Consider the following 18,471-nt stretch of genomic DNA (forward strand, 5'->3'; position numbering starts at 1 on the left):
AAACCAGTGAGTCAATCAACATACGATGCTGTCGTAGTAGGGTCGGGGCCGAATGGGGTAGCCGCTGCCATCACCATGCAACAGGCGGGCGTGTCGGTACTACTTATAGAAGGTAAAGCGGAAATTGGTGGGGGCTTACGTTCCGCTGAATTAACCTTGCCGGGGTTTGTTCACGACATCTGTTCGGCGGTGCATCCATTAGCCGCTGGCTCACCGTTTTTTCAGAGTTTACCCTTAACCGAGCACGGGCTGGAATTTATTTATCCACCCTTATCGGCGGCTCACCCCTTCGACGGGGGGACAGCGTCAGCATTAAGCCGTTCCGTGCAGGAAACGGCTCATTCGCTGGGCGCCGACGAAAAAACGTATCAGCACATGATGGAGCCGCTGGTGCGGGACTGGCCAGCGATGGCGGCCGACGTATTGGGACCGCTGCGTTTTCCAAAGCATCCGTTCGACATGGCGCGGTTTGGGCTGGATGCCTTGCCCGCAGCTACCTATCTGGCCCAACGCTTTCAGACAAAAGAAGCAAAGGGGTTGTTCGCCGGTATGGCGGCACACGCTATTCAGCCCCTCACGAATTTGACTACGTCGGCCATTGCGCTCGTGCTCATGACTGCAGGCCATTTGCGGGGCTGGCCCATCCCGAAAGGCGGCTCCCAAAGCATTGCCAACGCACTTGCCTCGTATTTTCGGTCTATTGGGGGAACGATTGAAACCAATACACCCGTTAAGACACTCCGTCAATTGCCGCCTGCACAAGCTATTCTGCTCGACGTAACGCCCAAACAGCTCCTGCAACTAGCTGGAGAACGGTTTTCTCCCTTATACCGGTGGCAACTGAAACGTTACCGCTACGGCATGGGCGTGTTCAAAATCGATTGGGCGCTAGACGGGCCTATTCCATTCACAGCACCAGAGTGTCGGCAAGCGGGCACCATTCATCTGGGAAACACACTCGAGGAAATTGCCGCTGGTGAACAAGCCACGTCTGTCGGGCACCATCCCGATCAGCCATTTGTGCTACTGGCGCAGCCTAGTTTGTTCGATGCGACCCGGGCCCCGGTAGGTCAGCACACGGCCTGGGCGTACTGCCATGTGCCTAATGGGTCAACGGTTGACCGAACTGACGCTATTGAACAACAAGTAGAACGCTTTGCCCCAGGGTTTCGGGACCGGATATTGGCACGTCATACGATGAATACTGCCCAAATGGAAGTCTATAATCCCAACTACATTGGGGGTGACATCAACGGTGGCATTATTGACATTGGCCAATTATACACCCGCCCCGTTATCGGACTCTCACCTTATCGAACCTCTGCATCAGGTGTTTACGTCTGCTCATCGTCGACACCACCCGGTGGCGGAGTGCATGGGATGTGCGGCTATCATGCCGCCCGCCGGGCGCTAGCAGATGTGTTCCATCTTACCCCTACCATTCAGCTATCGAACGGCTAAAGGGCTCTACAACCGCAGCAGGTAGTATATGACTGGCCGCTCTGTAGGGCTCTTCGTTATGAGTTGTGGGCACGCCTAACAGCTTTCAAGTACCCCCTAATTGGAGTACCTACAAAGCGTGACCAAGACTTTTGCATAGTTTTTGTTAGTCTTGGTTACTTGCTCGTCAGAGAGAGTATAGTGATTGTTCAGCTGACTTTGGTACTGCTGCCCAAGCTATTTTTATATATGTATACAAATTATCGTTTACAGTAAACTATAACAGTACATTTACGAAATTTAGTCTATTTATTTGATAATTAAAGGGTTAACTTATTCGTATCTGTATATTTGTCAGGCTCCGTAAGCTCGATATGTGTTCTAATATAAAGGGCAGAAATCGCAACTAATTCACGTTACGTATGTGTTACGGCACAGTTTTGGTTAACAATTCGGTCAAGTTGTTTCAAAAGCCAACTGACTACTACTATGTCCTCACCGATTTATTTGAATTGGCTAGATATTGTTGAGGTGACATCAGCTGACGAGGCCTCATCAATTGCTGCATTCCCAAATTTAAAGCAAGCTTGCGATTATGCACAGCTGCGAAACGCTGAACAAGCGGATATGTACCAGATCGTTACGAATAAAGAAGATTTTTTCTGGGTCGTTTCCTCCAAAATGGCAGAACAGTTACTGCTGCATGGCTTCAAGGTGTTGTCGTTACCATAAAAACGTCTAAATAGTCCTTAGGCAGAGGCTGCTCTGGGGCGTCAACTCCGATACTGCAAAAGCCCATGTCTCCACGGGCTTTTGACATAATATCGATTGGTTCTACGTTGCGAGAGAAGTAGTTAAATTATACACTCCTCACTGTTTTCTCACTGATTTTTTAGGGCATCAACGCCAGCCTGTGCCACCGTATGGTCATTTTCGACTGTGCTACCCGATACACCGATAGCACCAATTACTTCATCACCGTTCAAGATGGGTATGCCGCCCGGAAAGGTAATGAGGCCACCATTCGAGTGCTCGATATTGAACAAGGCACCACCCGGCTGCGATAATTTGCCTAATTCGCCGGTGGGCATGTCGAAGTAACGGGCAGTTCTGGCTTTGCGCATAGCAATGTCAACTGATCCTAGCCAGGCCCCGTCCATCCGGACAAAACTTGTCAGATTGGCACCTGTGTCTACTACAGCAATATTCATTTTCACTCCTAATTCCTGCGCTTTTTGTTTTGCCGCCTGACTGGCAACTTCAGCTTGCTCTAAGGTAATCCCCATGTGTAAAGGTCGGTGGTTTATGAACCGACGCTGCAAAGGTTAACGAATTAGTAAGTTGGAAGTAGCGCAATGGTCCCAAAAACTTACGCAAAAGTCTTATCCGAGCGTAGAGGATTGAACTTGGCAGTAGACTAAGTAGCTAATGAGCAATACGTTATGGTACGATTTACTGCTAACTCTATTTTCTTCGGTATCTATCCTAAACAATAAAGCCCCAATGGCATCACTGGGGCTTTATTGCTTTAGAGCTGTTTGTTACTGCTTGGTAGCTTTCTCGGTTGCTGTAGACTGAACCTTCTGAGCGGTTACTCCTTGTTGGGGCTTGTAAATGGCACCCGTCGCGAAGTCAACAATGGTACCGGGCCAGAATAACAGAATATCGGCAATCAGAGCCCCAACCCGAACCTGACGCTGCTGCTCACCAGGCATGGGCTTGCGCTTTTGATGCTCAGTGACGCGTCCGCCGAAGACAGTGGCGCAACTGGTAAGTGAACTCGACAGGGTAAGGGTAGCTACTGCCAGTAAGGTATACTTCTTTAAGCGTTGCATGAGTAATGAATGGATTTATAGATAATTATTTGGTGGCAGTGATTGTAAAGTCAACGTCATTATCGTCGGTGCCGTTGATGATGAGTTTGTTTCCGCTGGCTCTGGCTATTTTGTCGGAGTCAGCTTTAAATTCCACGTCGCCGTTACCAGCGTCGGTTACGGCGATGTCGTCAACTGAGCCTACCAAAAATGGCTCGTCGTCTGATTTCGACGTGATATCGAGCGCCATAGAGATCGTAGAGGCTGTCTGACGAGTTACGGTTACGTTGCCTTTCAGGTTTGTTTGGCTGGCTGGCACAGTGCGTCCGCCGTAGGTTAATTCGGAAAAGGTATACGTACCGGCTACGCGAGTGGCTACATCGGGGGCAGGTTCATTGTCCTTCTTACAGGCGGTCAGCGAAGCGGCCACGAAAAGGGCCATCAGTAATGAGCGATAGAGCGGAAAAAATGATTTCATCGTATTTGTTTATTTGGTTAAAAGAGAAAGTAGTTGACCAGTAGTTGCTGGTTTGCTGTGACAAAATTGTGGAAGCAGGCCCGTCAGATGAAGGTGATCATGTACCAACTGCTTAAAACAGTTGCCCAAGGAGCAGATTCGGGGATTAAAATGAGTACGCCCATCCAGAGCCCCGGAAAGAGGACTGTAGATGGGCGTATAGACGGGAAAGGGCCTTCAGTTGAGCGTAGTCTCCAGACTACGGCAAACAAAGCAAACAAACGCTAGTTGCGGGCGGGAATGACTTTTTGATCCATTTGTAACGCTTCTAATGCCGCGGCCAGGTAAACCATAGGGGCATTCCAGTTAATGGCAATTTCGTTGGAGGCATACGAGCAGTCGGCGTCGAGGTACACTTCGTCGGCAACGGTAGTCGTGTAACCCGCGCACTTATCCTGCCGGGCTGCATTGGCGTTCGTACCGCCAGAAAGCAGACCAGGCACGGGAGCCTCAATACCATCGGCAACCGACGGGCGGTGATGAGGATGCATAGGGGTTTTGTCGCCAAAACCAGTCAGGAACGAATAACCGGTGGCATTACGTCCGAGCAAGTAATCGAGGTTGCCCAGGGCGTACTGAAGGTAGCGGGCACGATTGGGCGAATCGGTAAACCGGTACCCCTGAATAAGCGCAATGCCCTGATTGCCAGCTTCGGAGCTGCTGCCCCAGATATAATCCCGAGCCGATTTACCCATCACCGTCTGGAACGCCTGGCGATCGGCACCGCTAATGAGCGAGTCTGCCATAGTGGTCAGGTGTTGCTTCACTAGGGGCAGGTCTTTTTTGCCAATAGCGGTTAAGTTATTACCAGCCCGGGCGAGGGTATAATACGCCAGCGTCCGAACCTGCGGCCAGGATGGTATAGGCGTTCGATTATCCGGAAACAGATTGACAGCCGTGTAATAGGCGTCATCTTTGGTCGTGACGTAGAGTTCAGCCGCGGCCCAGATCCACTCATCGCTGGCGTTACGGTCTTCGTAGCCACCGGTCGTTACGTCGGGATCAAACTTCGAGTTCATCTCCCGCTGGTTATACGCTACATCCGGATTGGCTTTGGCCCATGCCCACGCTTTTTTGGCGGCTGCCACGCACGAATCCGACAAACCGGGAAATTCACGGCTGTAGGGCTTCAGTACGCGACCTGCCTGGGCCATCACGGCGGCAAAATCGAGCGCAGCCGTAATGCCTTTCGCGACGACATACCGGTCTTTAGTCGCCTTGTCGGGCATAATCATGCCGTCGAAAGAAGGGTTGGTTAATTTATGGTACACTCCGCCATCCGCCGGGTCCTGCATGGTTAGCATCCAGCGCAGGTTCCAGAGCGCTTCGTCGAGTACATCCGGAACCTTGTTGCTGCTTTCAGGGATGTTGGTATCAAGATTTTTAACATAGTCCGGGAAGTCTTCGCAGAGCGAGAGCAACGTGCCCATCGTGATGCCCGAGTTAACAATGTATTTGTTGTAATCGCCCGCATCGAACCAGCCCCTGGGCGATGAAATCACCGTTCCGGCCGGACGACCTTCCGAAGCCGCCGACGGGTGAATCAGCACGCGGGTGTCAGGATGCCCGGCTGGTCGAGCCCATTGCCCGGCATAGATGGGGAGAAGATCGATGCCCGTCCGTTGGTAATAAAATCCTTTGATAGCCCCAATCGTCACCGCCCGGTGAACGTCGGACCGGATGTCGAACGAATAGGAGTGACCTAACCCTGGAACCACCACTACGTAGCTTCCTGATTTAGTAAACCCCGAAAAATCAGCGATACGGGTTGTTTTACCGGAGATGGCATTTTGTCGAGGAGCACTCAACGTACCCGTGAAAACAACCTTCTTTAAATCTGGGGTCACCAATTGAAATTTTCCTTGGGCCTCGCCAACGACCACGGCAATTTTTGAGGCATTGGGGTAAAATCCAATCTGGTTGAGCCGAATCGCTTCGGAAAGCGCCTGGGCTGATGCAGCTCCAGTAATCAATCGGTGAGCCAGCAGAAGGCTACAGAGCAACTTAAACAGAGAAAATTGAAAAGACATGAGCAAATAAGGAAGAAGAAAAAACAAAACATGCCTGCAATCAGAGCAGGTTGCAGGCACGTATAGTCAGAATCGTTTGTCTAATATCGGCTCTATTTCACCACTTTCATGGTGCCCTGCATGATGTAGAAGTGCCCCGGTACGGAGCATTCATACATGTAGTCGCCCGGCTTTTCGGGAGCCATGAAATAAATGGATTCGTTGGTATTTGGTTGAAGCAGATTAGTGTGGTGTAACACCTTATCCGTTTGTGGAATGTAATTCCGTTCCTGCCCTTCAAGGCCAAGTTTCATGGCCAGCTCACCCACCTGAATGGCTGACCCGGGAGTCACAACCACAAAGTTGTGCAGCATGTCGTCTTCGTTGTTGAAGACCACCCGCACTTTGCTGCCCGCCTTCACCTGAAACTGCTCGGGCGAAAACTTAAGCCCTGGCTTGGTGCCCATGTTAATGGTGTAGTCTGGCTCACCCCAGGATGCAGGCATCTCGGTTACGCGCTTGGCCATCAGATTACCCGCCGTTTTAGCGCCCGCTGCTGGCTTAGCCGCTGTTGACTTGGTGCCGGTCGCTTTTGTGCTGATCGGTGGAGCTGTCGAAGTAGAGGCCATGGCCATGGCCGAGTGATCGTGCTTAGGAGCGGCACTCGCCAGCATCAGCCGTTCACCGTCAGGCAAGTTGTTTAACGTATAATACCCGACGTTATGCAGCAGAGCGCGGCCTTTTGTAGAGCGAACACCATTGGTTGTGATCTCGTGGATATACCCCAACCGCAGGCTATCAACGACTAACCGAGCTTTCAGACCATCCTTAGACACCACAATGCCGCGGATAGGACAACCGGCCCGGTTGATAACCGGACTGCCGTAAGTCGCGTGGTATTTGTAGTTAAAGCCGGTCACTTTGTACGACGCCGGGTCAGCAGCCAGCTCCTGGTCGACCGGTTCGGTAAACTCGATTTCAAAGCCGTCGGGCATGGCGTGGATCGTTTTCATCTCGAACGGCATCTTACCCGTCCAGACTACTCGTTGCAGACTAAACAGCTCTTTACCCGTCGATGACCAGCCACGACTCGTCATGCCCACGAACATCGACGCATCATGCCCCCATACCAGCCGAAGTACCCCCGACGAGAAACCTTCACGGAACGGAAAGACAACCCCCTGATAATCGCCCTTAACTTTTTCGAAGTCAACGCGCGATACGATACTTTGACCCTGATCGCCCACAAACAGCTGCCCATCAAACGGACCAAACTTACCTTTGTTATTATCCAGTAACAGACCAGAGGTCGAAATGCCAAGAATGCCGTGGGGCAGCCAAACGGCCGGGGCCTTCAACGCCGTAAACTTCTTCGACACATCGTAGAGTGGCTCGCCCGTGTTCGGTACGTCTTCCGGTTTAATTTTCAGGGGAGATCCCTGCAAACCCGTCCAGCGCAGGCTTTCGGCGTTGCCCAGGAAATCCCCTTTTTCGACCTGCGAAATGCGGCCGGAGCCTACCCAGTCACCCTGGTTTTCGGTGTAAAAGAAATCACCGGCCGCGTTCATACCGTAGCCCGCCGGCGAACGCATACCAGCCGCAAAAGGAGTCATTTTCCCGTCGGGTGTAATTTCCAGTGTCCAGCCGCGCCAGGGGACTAAGCTCACGCCATGACCTAAACTATTGCTCCAGCCTACGTTCAACGTGACCAGCATGTTGCCATTTGGCAGGAAGGTTGGCCCGTAGGAATATTCGTGGTAATTACCCGAAAGAGGCCAGGAATATACTTTGTCGTAGGAGTCAGCGCGTCCGTCGCCGTCGCTGTCGTGCAGGCGGGTTACTTCACTACGTTGAGTAACGTAAATGTCGCCATCTTTGTAAGCGAGTCCCAGCGGTTCGTGTAAACCAGAGGCAAATCGCTTGTAACTGGGGCGCCCCGAATTGGAAACGTACGGGTTAGAAACGATCCAGACTTCGCCCCGGCGCGTACAAACGGCCAGGTTTCCATCGGGTAGGGTAGCCATGCCCCCTACCTCCAGAATTATGTCTTCGGGAACGGGCAGCGAAATCAGTTTATAAAAGTCGTCTTCTTTTTCAGGATCAGCGTCAACTTTAGCCAGGCCTTTGGGAGCCGGAGCCGGTTGTTTACTGCTCGAACTAACAGGCTGACCGGTTTTAGACTGAATCTGCGCCCAGGTCGGTAACTGACTGAGACAAACAAGGCCAGCCGCAAACAGAGCGGTTTTGGCTAAGCGATATATGGAATGATACTTGATATTCATAGGAGTATGTAGGGAGGCCTAAAAGTCGAGGGGTTGGAGCCGTCTTCGAGACCTTATGGATTTTGTAAGGTTCTTACCAGACAATTGAATAAGATACGCTGCCGTTGTTGCCGTTCGGTTTTACGGGCAGCAATAGTTCCTTTTTGTTTTGCGCCGTACTTCGGATAACTGGTTTCTCTTTGCCCGGCAGTTGAATAAAATACTGTTTGTCGTTGATGGCGTAAAGGCCATTAGGCAACTCCGTAATATCATTGCCTTCGGCTACCAGGCACCAGATATCGGCTTCTTTAGGCTGGTTCATAACCGTAAATGAGTGCGACAACTTGCGGCCTTCCTCTTCCGTCGTAAACGACTCCCGCACATTTGCCCCGGCAAGTGTGTATTTGAAAACAGGACGGCCTGTTTTGTCAATGTCGTAACCCAGATTGGTATACGTCGCGTTCGAATCGGGCCAGGCCGCATTTTTGTCGGTCATAACGGCAAGCGATGGCTTACCAGATAACTCGATTACACTGCCCAGGGGCACCGATAACTGCGTTTCGCCCCGACCATACCACATTGGCGTTGTTTCCAGAAAATCACCGCGCCAGATTTGTAAAAACTCTCCCTTTTGAAGGTCTACAGTATAGTTAGCATCGCCTGGTTCGCCCACCGAGATGGTGTGCGTGTGCTTAATGCCCCGATGATTTATGAAACCGCGTTGCATAACCGGCTCTCCTTTGGCCAGCAACGAAATTTCGCCCACTGGCTCCTGCGCCCGAATCATCTGATTTAGCGTTGTGTACTGTACACCAGGGCCTTCAACGGCTAATGTAATATCATTACTACGGGCGTACCACAGGCCAAAATTTTTATAATATGCCAATTCAAGGGGGAAGTCTCCAGCTTCCAGTTTCACTTTGGTGGAGGCTTTGCCGCCATCTTCCGGCTCGATTGTCATGATTTTTTTACCCGCAATCTTCAGCTCACCGGCCCCGTTACGCACCTTCGTGTTCACCTCCGCCGGAATCCAGGGGAGATTGAGATACAGCAGGTACTCTCCCGAACGAGGAATGTGGATCGTGCCGGTAATCTTACCCGCAAAATTGTCACGGCTACCGGGCACCTGATGCGCTAACACGTCAAGATCCATCTCACGCTTCGGGGTCAAGGACGCGAAGTCGTTAACCGACTTGAACTTGCCTTCGTACGCGCTTAACTTCATGTTGGTTAAAGTAACTGGCTCAATACCATACGATTTGTAGCGAATGTTACGAATTGCTACCGCGCCATGATCGCCCTGGATCATCAATGGCCCGGTTGGTTTTTCGTCTTGAAACGCAGCCGCCCGGGTAGGTCCGGTCACCTCTACGTTTTCCTGAACCGTAACGCCGTTCTGAATCACTTTCAGGAAGCGGGCATTCGCCGTTTTCTCGCCTTTTTCGTTGAAGCGAGGGGCTCTGAACACAATTTGTAAATGCTGCCACAAACCGGGAGCTTTGCTCACATTTTGAGTAGGCGGGTGACCTTGATACCCCTTCTGGCCTTCGGGACGGCTTTCGTCCCACCGCTCGTAAATCGCACCGCAATCACTCGACTTAGGTACCTTAACGCCCCAGCTGTCAAACAGTTGCACCTCATAGCGACCTTGTAAATAAACCCCCGAATTAGACCCTGTCTCCATCATGAAGTCCAGCTCCAGCTCCAGATCGCCATGTTCCATTTTGGTAAAGAGGTGGTCCTTACTTTTTCCGGAGAGATCGTTAACGACGACACCCGTACCTGATTTCGTGTTTCCCTTGCCTTCTTTAGTGTAATCGTAGAAAGCATCGCCGACAATTTTCCAGTTGTTGCCAACCGGTTTAAAATCATTGAGAGTTTGTAAGTTGATACTAGCGGAAGGTAATTCGTTGGGTTGCGCCGAGACGCTAAACGCCGAGAGAGCAGAACACAAAAGAGAACAACAAAAGATGCGTTGCATAGCTAATAATGGGACGTATGACACGTAAAGAAAGCGGACAATGCTGAATACTCGAAATGCTCCCAAAAATCGAGGGAGTATTTCGAGTATCCGCTGAGTAGAAAGTTTCTGATAACTAAATAGTAAACGAAGGCAAGGGAAGGAATAGTCAATATAAGTGCGTATTCAGTCAAACGCTACAAACAGTAGTATAAAACCTATGTTTAGTTGGATCAAAAGTAATGCGTTGGCGTAGTTAAAAACGGAGTTATTTGTTAATAAGTAGGGGCTAATTTGTTAAATAAAGGTAGGTTCGGCCGTTTAAGCCGTTTTTTTATCCGAGAGGTCCCAACCGATGATCTGTTAACGTACAGCGGTGACTGCCAGCTAACTTGTCATTCGGTGGTTTCCTTCTGCTTCTCCGTAGCGTATTGTGAGGGAATCACGCCAAACTCCTGTTTAAAATACTTCGTAAAGTTTTTGGGGTTATTGAAACCGACCTGATACGCTATCTCTGCCACCGTCAGCTGACTTTTTCCCAACAACTGGGCGGCCCGACGTACTCGGATGGTGCGAATAAACTCGATAGGGGATTTATCCGTTAAGGCCAGTAATTTCTTATAAAGGTGAACACGGCTCATGCCTAGTTCGCGACTTAGCTCTTCGACCGAAAAGTCGGGGTTCGCCATGTTTTTCTCCACAATACTTAATGCCTTCTGAATCAGCTTTTCATCCAGTGACGTAACTTCTACTTCCCCCGGCGAAATGTTCATGGAGGGCTGGAGTGCTTTAAGGAGTAGGTTTTGCTGAGCAATCAGGTTCCTGATTCGGGCGTGTAAAATCTCGACGTTAAACGGTTTGGTGATGTAATCACTCGCTCCGGTGGCGAAGCCTTCCAGCTTCTGTTCTTCTGCCGAGCGGGCCGTTAGCAGCAAGACGGGTATGTAAGCGGTTCGCCGGTCGGCTTTGATTCGGCGACAGAGGGTGATGCCATCCATTTCGGGCATCATAACGTCGCTCACGACCAGATCGGGCAGGTGCGACTGCACCAGCTGCCAACCCTCTTTGCCGTTTGCCGCTTCCAGCAGCGTATACTGGCGACTCAGGTTATCTTTCAGGTAGAAGCGAAAATCTTCGTTGTCTTCCACAAGCAAGATCACCGGTTTCTTACCGGCGCTTTTAACCGGTGGAGCCTCGGCTACAACGAAAGGTTCTGTAGGTTCAACCGTTTCCCGAACGGGTTGATAAAGGGCCGCCAACTCGGATTCCGTCCGAACCGGTAATCGAATCGTGAACGTACTGCCCCGGTCAGGTTCACTTTCAACCGACAAGGTGCCGCCGTGCAGCTGCACAAATTCTTTAGTAATGGCTAATCCGATGCCGCTACCCTGGTTGATAAGGGTGTCTGGTAGGTCGCTCTGGAAAAAACGCTCGAAGATTTTGTCCTGCTGCGCCGGGGTAATACCAATACCCGTGTCTGTAACTTGTATCGTCAACCACTGGTTTTCGCTGCTTTCGGCGGGCTGCGCTGCCACAGCGGGCAGATGCAGGGTGATGGCTACCTTACCGTGCTCAGGGGTAAATTTGAACGCATTGGAAAGCAGATTGAACAGAATACGCTCCAGCTTTTCCTGGTCAAATACCGTTTCAAGCTCAGCCACGTTGGAGTCGAAGGTAAAGTGGATCTGCTTTTTCTCCGATAGGTCCGAAAAGGAATAGAAGATCTCCCGGCAAAAAGCCACAATGTCCTGACGGGTTGGGCGTAGCGTTAGCCCCTGCACCTCCATTTTGCGAAAATCCAGCAGCTGATTAACCAGATTGAGCAATCGTTTGGCATTGCGGTAGATGAGCTGAAGCTGCCGCTGCTGACCAGCAGGAACGTCATCTTTTTTGATCAGCTGCTCCAGTGGGCTGATAACGAGTGTTAAAGGCGTACGGAACTCATGGCTGACATTAGTGAAGAACCGGAGCTTCATTTCGTCTAATTCGTGCATCTGCTGCGCGTGCCGACGGTCTTGCTCTAGCTGGAAATTAAGCCGCGCCCGTTCCAGCAGAATCCACCGGGCCAGTAGCAGAACGCCAATGATAAACAAGGCGTAGAGCACATACGCCCAGGCGCTTTTCCAGAAGGGTGGTAAAATTGTGATCGGCAGGCGAATACTATCCTCGTTCCAGCCGCTGTTATTGTTTGAAACCCGTACCCGAAACACATAATCGCCGGGATTCAGGTTGGTAAAGGTTGCTTTCCGATCGCGGTTGTCGGCGGTGAGCCAGTCGTCGTTAAAGCCTTCCAGCTTATACTGATACTTGTTTTTTTCGAGATGCACAAAGTTCAAAGCCGCAAACTCAATGGAGAACACGTTTTGCCGGTGCGTTAACGTAATGGCCGGACTTTCCGTAATGGATTGGGTAAGCGGTACCGAGCCGTCAACTTCCTGGCCGGGCCGGACCGAGTTGTTGAAGATCTGAAGATCGGTGAGTACTACCGGAGGGCGCCGGGCTTGGGTGCGGAAGGTTTCGGGGCGGAAGATGGTAAAGCCGTTCGGGCCGCCAAACACCAGTTCACCACGGCTGGTTTTAAAAGCCGCACTTTCGTTGAAGGCCCGTCCCGGCAAGCCGTCCGCTTCGTCGTAGTTTTTGAATACAAAAGTCTTCTGACCGGCCTGGTTTTGGCGCACAGATAGCTGAGACAGGCCATTGGGTGTACCAATCCAAAGGGCCTGGTTGGCGTCTTCAATGAGGCTCAGGATGGTATTGTCGGGGAGGCCGTCTTCCTGCCGAAGGGCAAAGAATGTGCCGGTCGCCTTGTCGAAAAAGTTCAATCCCTCATTGGTGCCTACCCAGATAATGCCCCGGCTGTCTTCCAGCAAGGAGGTGATGTTATTGTTGCTTAAGCCTTTAGGGTCGTTATTGTAGTTGGCGTAATGCCGAAAGCGCCCTGAGCGGCTGTCCCGCACATCGATGCCATTGGCCGTACCGAACCACAAATTACCGGCCCGGTCTTGCATGATGGATGAGATATAGTCTGAGTAAACAGACGTGCGGTCGGCAAAGCGGTGATGGTAAAATCGGTTCTGACGACGGTCGAATCGATCCAGACCACCGTCAAGCGTACCAATCCACAGGTCATGTCGCTGATCCTCGAAGATCTCCCATATGTTGTTGCTGGCGATGCTGGCCGGATTGGCCGGATCATGCTTATACGTGGTTACCTGGTTACCTTTAATGGCATAAAGTCCACCGTAATAGGTGCCTACCCACAACGTTTGCTCGTGATCGATGAGTAAGCTGACAATCACACTTTTGGGGCCAGCCACTTTAGAAAATGCCGCCGATGGGGTGAAGCGGTTGGTGCTGCGGTCGAAATAGCTCAGCCCTCCGCCATTGGTGCCCACCCAAAGGTTGCCTTTAGCATCTTCAACAAACCGGTTGACATCGTCGTAGTTGAGGCTGCCGGGGTCCGAAGCCCGATGCCGATACAGCGGAAACCGTACGCTGTTTTTATGGTAATAGCTGATTCCCTGTTTGTAGGTGCCTACCCAGATGACGCCCTCGGAATCGCGGTAAAAATCGTAGATACTATTCTGGCTCAGGCTCGTCTCGTCGGTTGGGTCGTGCAACAGGTAACGAACGGCAAATGTCTTTTTGTCGATCAGGTTAATTCCCCCGTGGTCGGTACCGATCCAGATCATACCCTGTTCATCCTGCGTAATGTCGCGAACCAGATTGCTGTTGAGGGGCGTCTGGCGCGCGTTCTGCTGAAAATGGGTTAACTGATTCGTCTTTGTATTGATAAAAAAGACGCCTTTATCCGTATCGTTCACGTGGAGCCACAAATCATTATCGGCATCAATGATCAACTTATATTCGTGCAGCTCCCGTTTGTTTTCCTGACGTAATGCCTCTGAGCGGTACGTTACCCGATGCGTTCGGGAATCTAGCTTTTCTAACAGACCCGACCGATGAACAAGCCATATAACCCCACGGCTGTCTTCCTGTAAGGCAGTCAGGTCGTTATCGGCGGGGGTACTGGTAACTTTGGGGCGATGATGCACGGCCTCGATCTGCTTCGTGGTCGTTCGGTAGTAATACAACCCATTACTCGTTAGTAGCCAATAATTGCCCTGCCGATCTTTACGGGCGCTGTTGAACGTTGTGGTTATGGGCAGTCCAACGGCCTGTAAGAAGGGCCGTACATTCCGGTGAAAATGTTCGGTGACTGGGTCATACACGGCATCGCCAACCCGGGTTTTTACCCACATTCGCCCCAGCGGATCTTCAAACAGCCGATTGATGTAATTATTGGGAATAGATGCTGAGTCGCGGAGCGAGTGCCGAAACACCCGAAACGAATAGCCGTCGTACCGATTCAGGCCGGACATCGTACCGATCCACAAAAACCCACGGCTGTCCCGGGTTATGCTGTTAACCTGATTATTGGATAGCCCTTGCTCGGTGGTTAGCCGGAAAAAGGAGTAAGGCAAGGCCTGAGCCAGAACAGCCAATGTCCAACCCCAGAAAATAAAGAAAAGCGATACTATTTTATACTTCACAAAAACCAGCCTACCCATACGTTAGATCGGTAGCATTTTAATAGTACGTTGAAAAGAGTAAAAGATAATCTTTTGAATACTTACTTACGATCGGCCGCTGATTTTTATGATTACTATGATTTACCCTGACTTCTAAAATGAATGCCTGGCTCTTCCAGGTAGATTATTGAATTAAATCGTGAGAAATCGCATCAGTCATAAAAAATCAGCGGGCCATTAACTTATAAAAATATTCAAAAATCAGGACTATTTTGGCCTCTTCAACGTATCTAATCATTCAGCTTAATTTTATGCAAGTTACAATCCGCAATCTGCTCCTGTGTATACTGCTGGCGCATCAGGTGCTGGCTCAGAAAACTCAAATCAGGTATCTCTCCGGAACAGGTAAGGATAACACCGTCAACTGGGACTTTCAATGCACAAGCGGCCGTAACAGCGGCAAGTGGACTACCATTCCAGTGCCGTCGAATTGGGAACTGCAGGGATTTGGCACGTATCATTACGGCAACGAGAAAGAAGATTCGCTGGAAGTAGGTCTGTATCGGCATGCATTCACCGTTCCCGCAGACTGGCAGCAGAAACGCGTTTTTATCGTGTTCGACGGTGCCATGACCGACACAGAAGTGAAAATTAACGGTCAGCTGGCCGGGGCCGTACACCAGGGTGGGTTCTACCAATTTCGCTACGACGTAACACCACTGTTAAAATTTGGGCAGTCGAATCAGCTGGATGTACGGGTGAGTAAGATATCGGCCAACCGCAGCGTGAACGAAGCCGAACGGGGTGCTGATTTCTGGGTGTTCGGTGGCATCTTTCGGCCGGTTTCGCTGGAAGCTTTCCCGCAGCAACGTATTGAACGAACTGCCATTGATGCTAAAGCCGACGGATCGTTTGCCATGGACGTATTTGCCGACGGATTAAAAGCAGCCGCTACGATAGAGGCCCGGGTAACCGATCGGCGCGGGCAAGCCGTTGGTCAGCCAGTGGTTGCTACTATCCAGCCGGGCGATACGGCCGTCCGGCTTCGGGGGCGATTTGCAAGCCCGGCGCTCTGGTCGCCCGAGTTTCCGAATCTGTACCGGGTGCAGGTCAGTCTGAAAAACAAAACGACGGTCTTGCATACGCTGACGGAAACCTTTGGCTTTCGGACGGTCGAATTACGCGAGGAAGACGGCTTTTACGTGAATGGGCAGAAAGTTATGTTCCGGGGCGTCAACCGGGGCACGTTCTGGCCCACAACGGGGCGCACCACGAATCGGCAGTTGAGCATTCAGGATGTTAACCTGATCAAGGACATGAACATGAATGCCGTACGGATGTCACATTATCCGCCCGACAAGCATTTTCTGGAAGTTTGTGATTCGCTGGGCCTGTTTGTGATCGACGAGTTAACTGGTTGGCAATATCCACCTTATGACACGCAGGTGGGTCGGAAACTGGTCAGGGAGCTGATTGTGCGCGATGTAAATCATCCCTCCATTGTGATGTGGGCAAACGGCAACGAAGGCGGTTTCAACTTCAATCTCGTGCCCGACTATCCGCGCTACGATATTCAGAAACGGCCGATCATTCACCCCTGGCTCAACCGCTACGGAACGAATACAAAGCACTACATTAATTACAACTACGGCCTAAATACGTTCTTCAACGGACGTGAGGTGTTTTTTCCTACTGAGTTCTTACACGGATTATACGATGGCGGGCACGGCGCGGGTCTGGACGATTTCTGGAACCTGATGCGGGCCAGTCCGCAGTCGGCGGGTGGTTTTCTGTGGGATTTCTGCGATCAGGGTATTGTTCGAACGGACAAGGGGGGCGAGCTGGACACAAAAGGGAATTCGGGCGCGGACGGGATTGTGGGGCCCTATCGCGAGAAAGAAGGAAGCTTTTATACCATCAAAGAAATCTGGTCGCCGGTTTTCTTTCCCAAACGATTCATTACGGCCAACTTTGATGGCCGCTTTCCCGTCGAAAATCGGTTTTATCAGACCAATCTGAATCGCTGCACGTTCCGCTGGAAATTGAAGAAGTTCACGGGACTGAACGCCACCGATACAACCGTGCTGGCGGGGAGTTTGACGGCTCCCGACATTAAACCCCAAACAAACGGTACGCTGACGGTACCTTTGCCGACGACCTGGGCGCAGTACGACGTTCTCTACGTCACCGCTCGCGATCCTTACGGCCGCGAGATTAACACCTGGTCGTGGCCTGTCTCGTCGCCTGAACAGGTGGCCAAACGGCTGATGAACGCCGGAACGGGTACCGTGACCGCTCGGGAGGAGGGAGACCAGCTGACACTGAGTGCAACTGGGGTAGACATTGTGCTCAACAAGAAAACAGGAAGGCTGGAAAGCGCTAAAAACGGCAATAAAACGGTTTCGTTAAAGAACGGACCGGTCCTGATTGACGGCGAAGCCAAATTTAAATCCCTGCGGCACTACGATACGCTGGGTACCCACGTAGTGGAACTAACCTACGATGGTAAGAACCGATTCAAAGCCAGCTGGACGTTGTATCCGTCGGGGTGGTTAAAACTGGCGTACCAATACCGACCCGACAATACAATGGAGTTCATGGGTATTACATTTGATTACCCGGAAGCGAACGTAACGGGGATGAATTTGCTCGGGAAAGGTCCTTACCGTGTCTGGCGAAACCGAATGAAAGGTGGTACACTGGGGCTCTGGTCCAAACCGTATAATGATGGGATAACCGGTGAACGGTGGGATTATCCGGAGTTCAAAGGCTATTACGCCAACTTTTACGGGGCGCGTGTTCAAACCAAAGAAAGTGACTTTACCGTGTTGTCGGGTAGCGATAATCTGTTCCTGCGGATGCTGACACCGACGTCGCCTAAGGCGGCTAACAATGCTAACACGGTGCCTGGCTTCCCCGCGGGTGGCATTTCGTTCATGCATGGTATTCCCGCCATCGGCACCAAATTTCAGCAGCCGTCGGTACTTGGTCCCCAGAGCCAATCGAATCTGATGTTTGCCAACGGTGGGCTCGACACGCAGCAGGGCGTACTATACTTTAACTTCAAGTAAGTTTTTTCTCCGTACAGAAGCCGTGCTATGTCTAAAGACTGATAGCGTAGCACGGCTTCTATATGCTTATACGGTGCGCTTACCCATACAATAGTAAGACTACCCTTATTTCTTGAACGTCACGAACAGTGAGCTACCAAACGGGGCTTGGGGAAGCCACTGTTGCTCGGCACGTACCAACTTATAAAGTGTTTGGTTAACCCATTCGCCGGGGAAATAAACGTCTGAAGCGGGCTGGTCAGCACTTCGCCACCCGGCGCGTAGCTGCCAGTTTTGCCACTGCCGAATCAGTAAAATTAACGGAGAGAGGGCCAGACTCCAGTAGGTACTGGACAAAATCTGCAAATTGGCTATTGGCGCCAGGCGCTCGAAGTCGGCAAGGACGAACCGGCGGATGCTGCCGACTGCTATGTCGTGCTGACCACGAAAGACGTTAAAGGCGTTGTTGTTGCTAATCAGCAAACCGCCTGGCTTCAGCCGAAGGGCCAGTTGGTATATTAGCTGGTGCAGGGCCGGGTCGTCGAAATAACAAAATACGTCGTTGCAAACAATGGCGTCGTACTGGATTTGGGGCGTAACGGAAGCTAGCTCGTTGAGGTTGACTAACGTAACGTCTAGACCGCGCTCGTGGCAAAAAGCGACGGCATCGGCTGAGCCATCGATACCCCGCAGGTGTTTGTAACCCCGCCGACGCAGGAAATCAAGCAGGCCGCCCGTTCCGCAACCGGCATCTAAAATGGCAATGTCCCGACGCGAGCCGAACTGTTTCAGTAAGGCGCGTTCGACGGATTCGTGCAGGATCCGGTACCACCACAGCCGTTGTTCGAGCCGAAACATTTTTCCAAATTCGTCACGTTTGTCGATCAT

At 51.3% G+C, this 18,471-nt stretch carries 11 protein-coding genes; 3 read left to right on the forward strand and 8 right to left on the reverse strand.

Annotation, left to right across the window (positions count from 1 at the left end; all coding sequences use genetic code 11):
* Nucleotides 1-6 precede the first annotated feature (6 nt).
* Together ACFSUS_RS15570 and ACFSUS_RS15575 are read left to right on the forward strand one after the other, a co-directional pair.
* Nucleotides 7-1,461 (forward strand): phytoene desaturase family protein, encoded by a 1,455-nt coding sequence (locus ACFSUS_RS15570; RefSeq protein WP_381524115.1) that lies wholly within the window; start codon nt 7-9, stop codon nt 1,459-1,461.
* A gap of 468 nt (nt 1,462-1,929) precedes the next feature.
* A complete protein-coding gene (locus ACFSUS_RS15575) occupies nt 1,930-2,172 on the forward strand; it encodes a hypothetical protein (protein ID WP_381524117.1) in 243 nt (80 codons plus the stop codon).
* Nucleotides 2,173-2,321: 149 nt separating this feature from the next.
* On the opposite strand, the gene ACFSUS_RS15580 is transcribed toward ACFSUS_RS15575, so the two are convergent.
* The 7 genes from ACFSUS_RS15580 to ACFSUS_RS15610 all read right to left on the reverse strand — a co-directional run bounded on the left by ACFSUS_RS15580 (nt 2,322) and on the right by ACFSUS_RS15610 (nt 14,554).
* Nucleotides 2,322-2,726: a GlcG/HbpS family heme-binding protein gene (locus ACFSUS_RS15580; protein ID WP_381524119.1), complete on the reverse strand. Its 405-nt coding sequence runs from the start codon at nt 2,724-2,726 to the stop codon at nt 2,322-2,324.
* Nucleotides 2,727-2,981: 255 nt separating this feature from the next.
* The gene (locus tag ACFSUS_RS15585; protein ID WP_381524121.1) at nt 2,982-3,275 is read right to left on the reverse strand and encodes a hypothetical protein; all 294 of its coding nucleotides are present in this window, start codon (nt 3,273-3,275) and stop codon (nt 2,982-2,984) included.
* A gap of 25 nt (nt 3,276-3,300) precedes the next feature.
* Nucleotides 3,301-3,732, reverse strand: a complete 432-nt coding sequence (locus ACFSUS_RS15590) for a hypothetical protein (protein WP_381524123.1) — start codon at nt 3,730-3,732, stop codon at nt 3,301-3,303.
* A 263-nt stretch (nt 3,733-3,995) separates the two neighbouring features.
* Nucleotides 3,996-5,801, reverse strand: coding sequence for a glycoside hydrolase family 9 protein (locus tag ACFSUS_RS15595; RefSeq protein WP_381524124.1), 1,806 nt, complete (start codon nt 5,799-5,801; stop codon nt 3,996-3,998).
* 92 nt (nt 5,802-5,893) lie between these two features.
* Nucleotides 5,894-8,062 carry a plastocyanin/azurin family copper-binding protein gene (locus ACFSUS_RS15600; protein WP_381524126.1) on the reverse strand — a complete coding sequence of 723 codons (2,169 nt, stop codon included), beginning with the start codon at nt 8,060-8,062 and terminating at the stop codon, nt 5,894-5,896.
* Between the two features lie 73 nt (nt 8,063-8,135).
* Nucleotides 8,136-10,022 (reverse strand): 3-keto-disaccharide hydrolase, encoded by a 1,887-nt coding sequence (locus tag ACFSUS_RS15605; RefSeq protein WP_381524128.1) that lies wholly within the window; start codon nt 10,020-10,022, stop codon nt 8,136-8,138.
* Nucleotides 10,023-10,396: 374 nt separating this feature from the next.
* A complete protein-coding gene (locus ACFSUS_RS15610) occupies nt 10,397-14,554 on the reverse strand; it encodes a hybrid sensor histidine kinase/response regulator transcription factor (RefSeq protein WP_381524130.1) in 4,158 nt (1,385 codons plus the stop codon).
* A 290-nt stretch (nt 14,555-14,844) separates the two neighbouring features.
* Between ACFSUS_RS15610 and ACFSUS_RS15615 the strand changes: the two genes are divergently transcribed.
* On the forward strand, nt 14,845-17,604 hold the full coding sequence (locus tag ACFSUS_RS15615) for a glycoside hydrolase family 2 protein (RefSeq protein WP_381524132.1): 2,760 nt from the start codon (nt 14,845-14,847) through the stop codon (nt 17,602-17,604).
* 105 nt (nt 17,605-17,709) lie between these two features.
* Here ACFSUS_RS15615 and ACFSUS_RS15620 read toward each other — a convergent pair whose 3' ends face one another.
* Nucleotides 17,710-18,471, reverse strand: a complete 762-nt coding sequence (locus tag ACFSUS_RS15620) for a class I SAM-dependent DNA methyltransferase (RefSeq protein WP_381524134.1) — start codon at nt 18,469-18,471, stop codon at nt 17,710-17,712.

The organism is Spirosoma soli (assembly GCF_042684525.1).
Classification (GTDB): Bacteria; Bacteroidota; Bacteroidia; order Cytophagales; family Spirosomataceae; genus Spirosoma; species Spirosoma soli.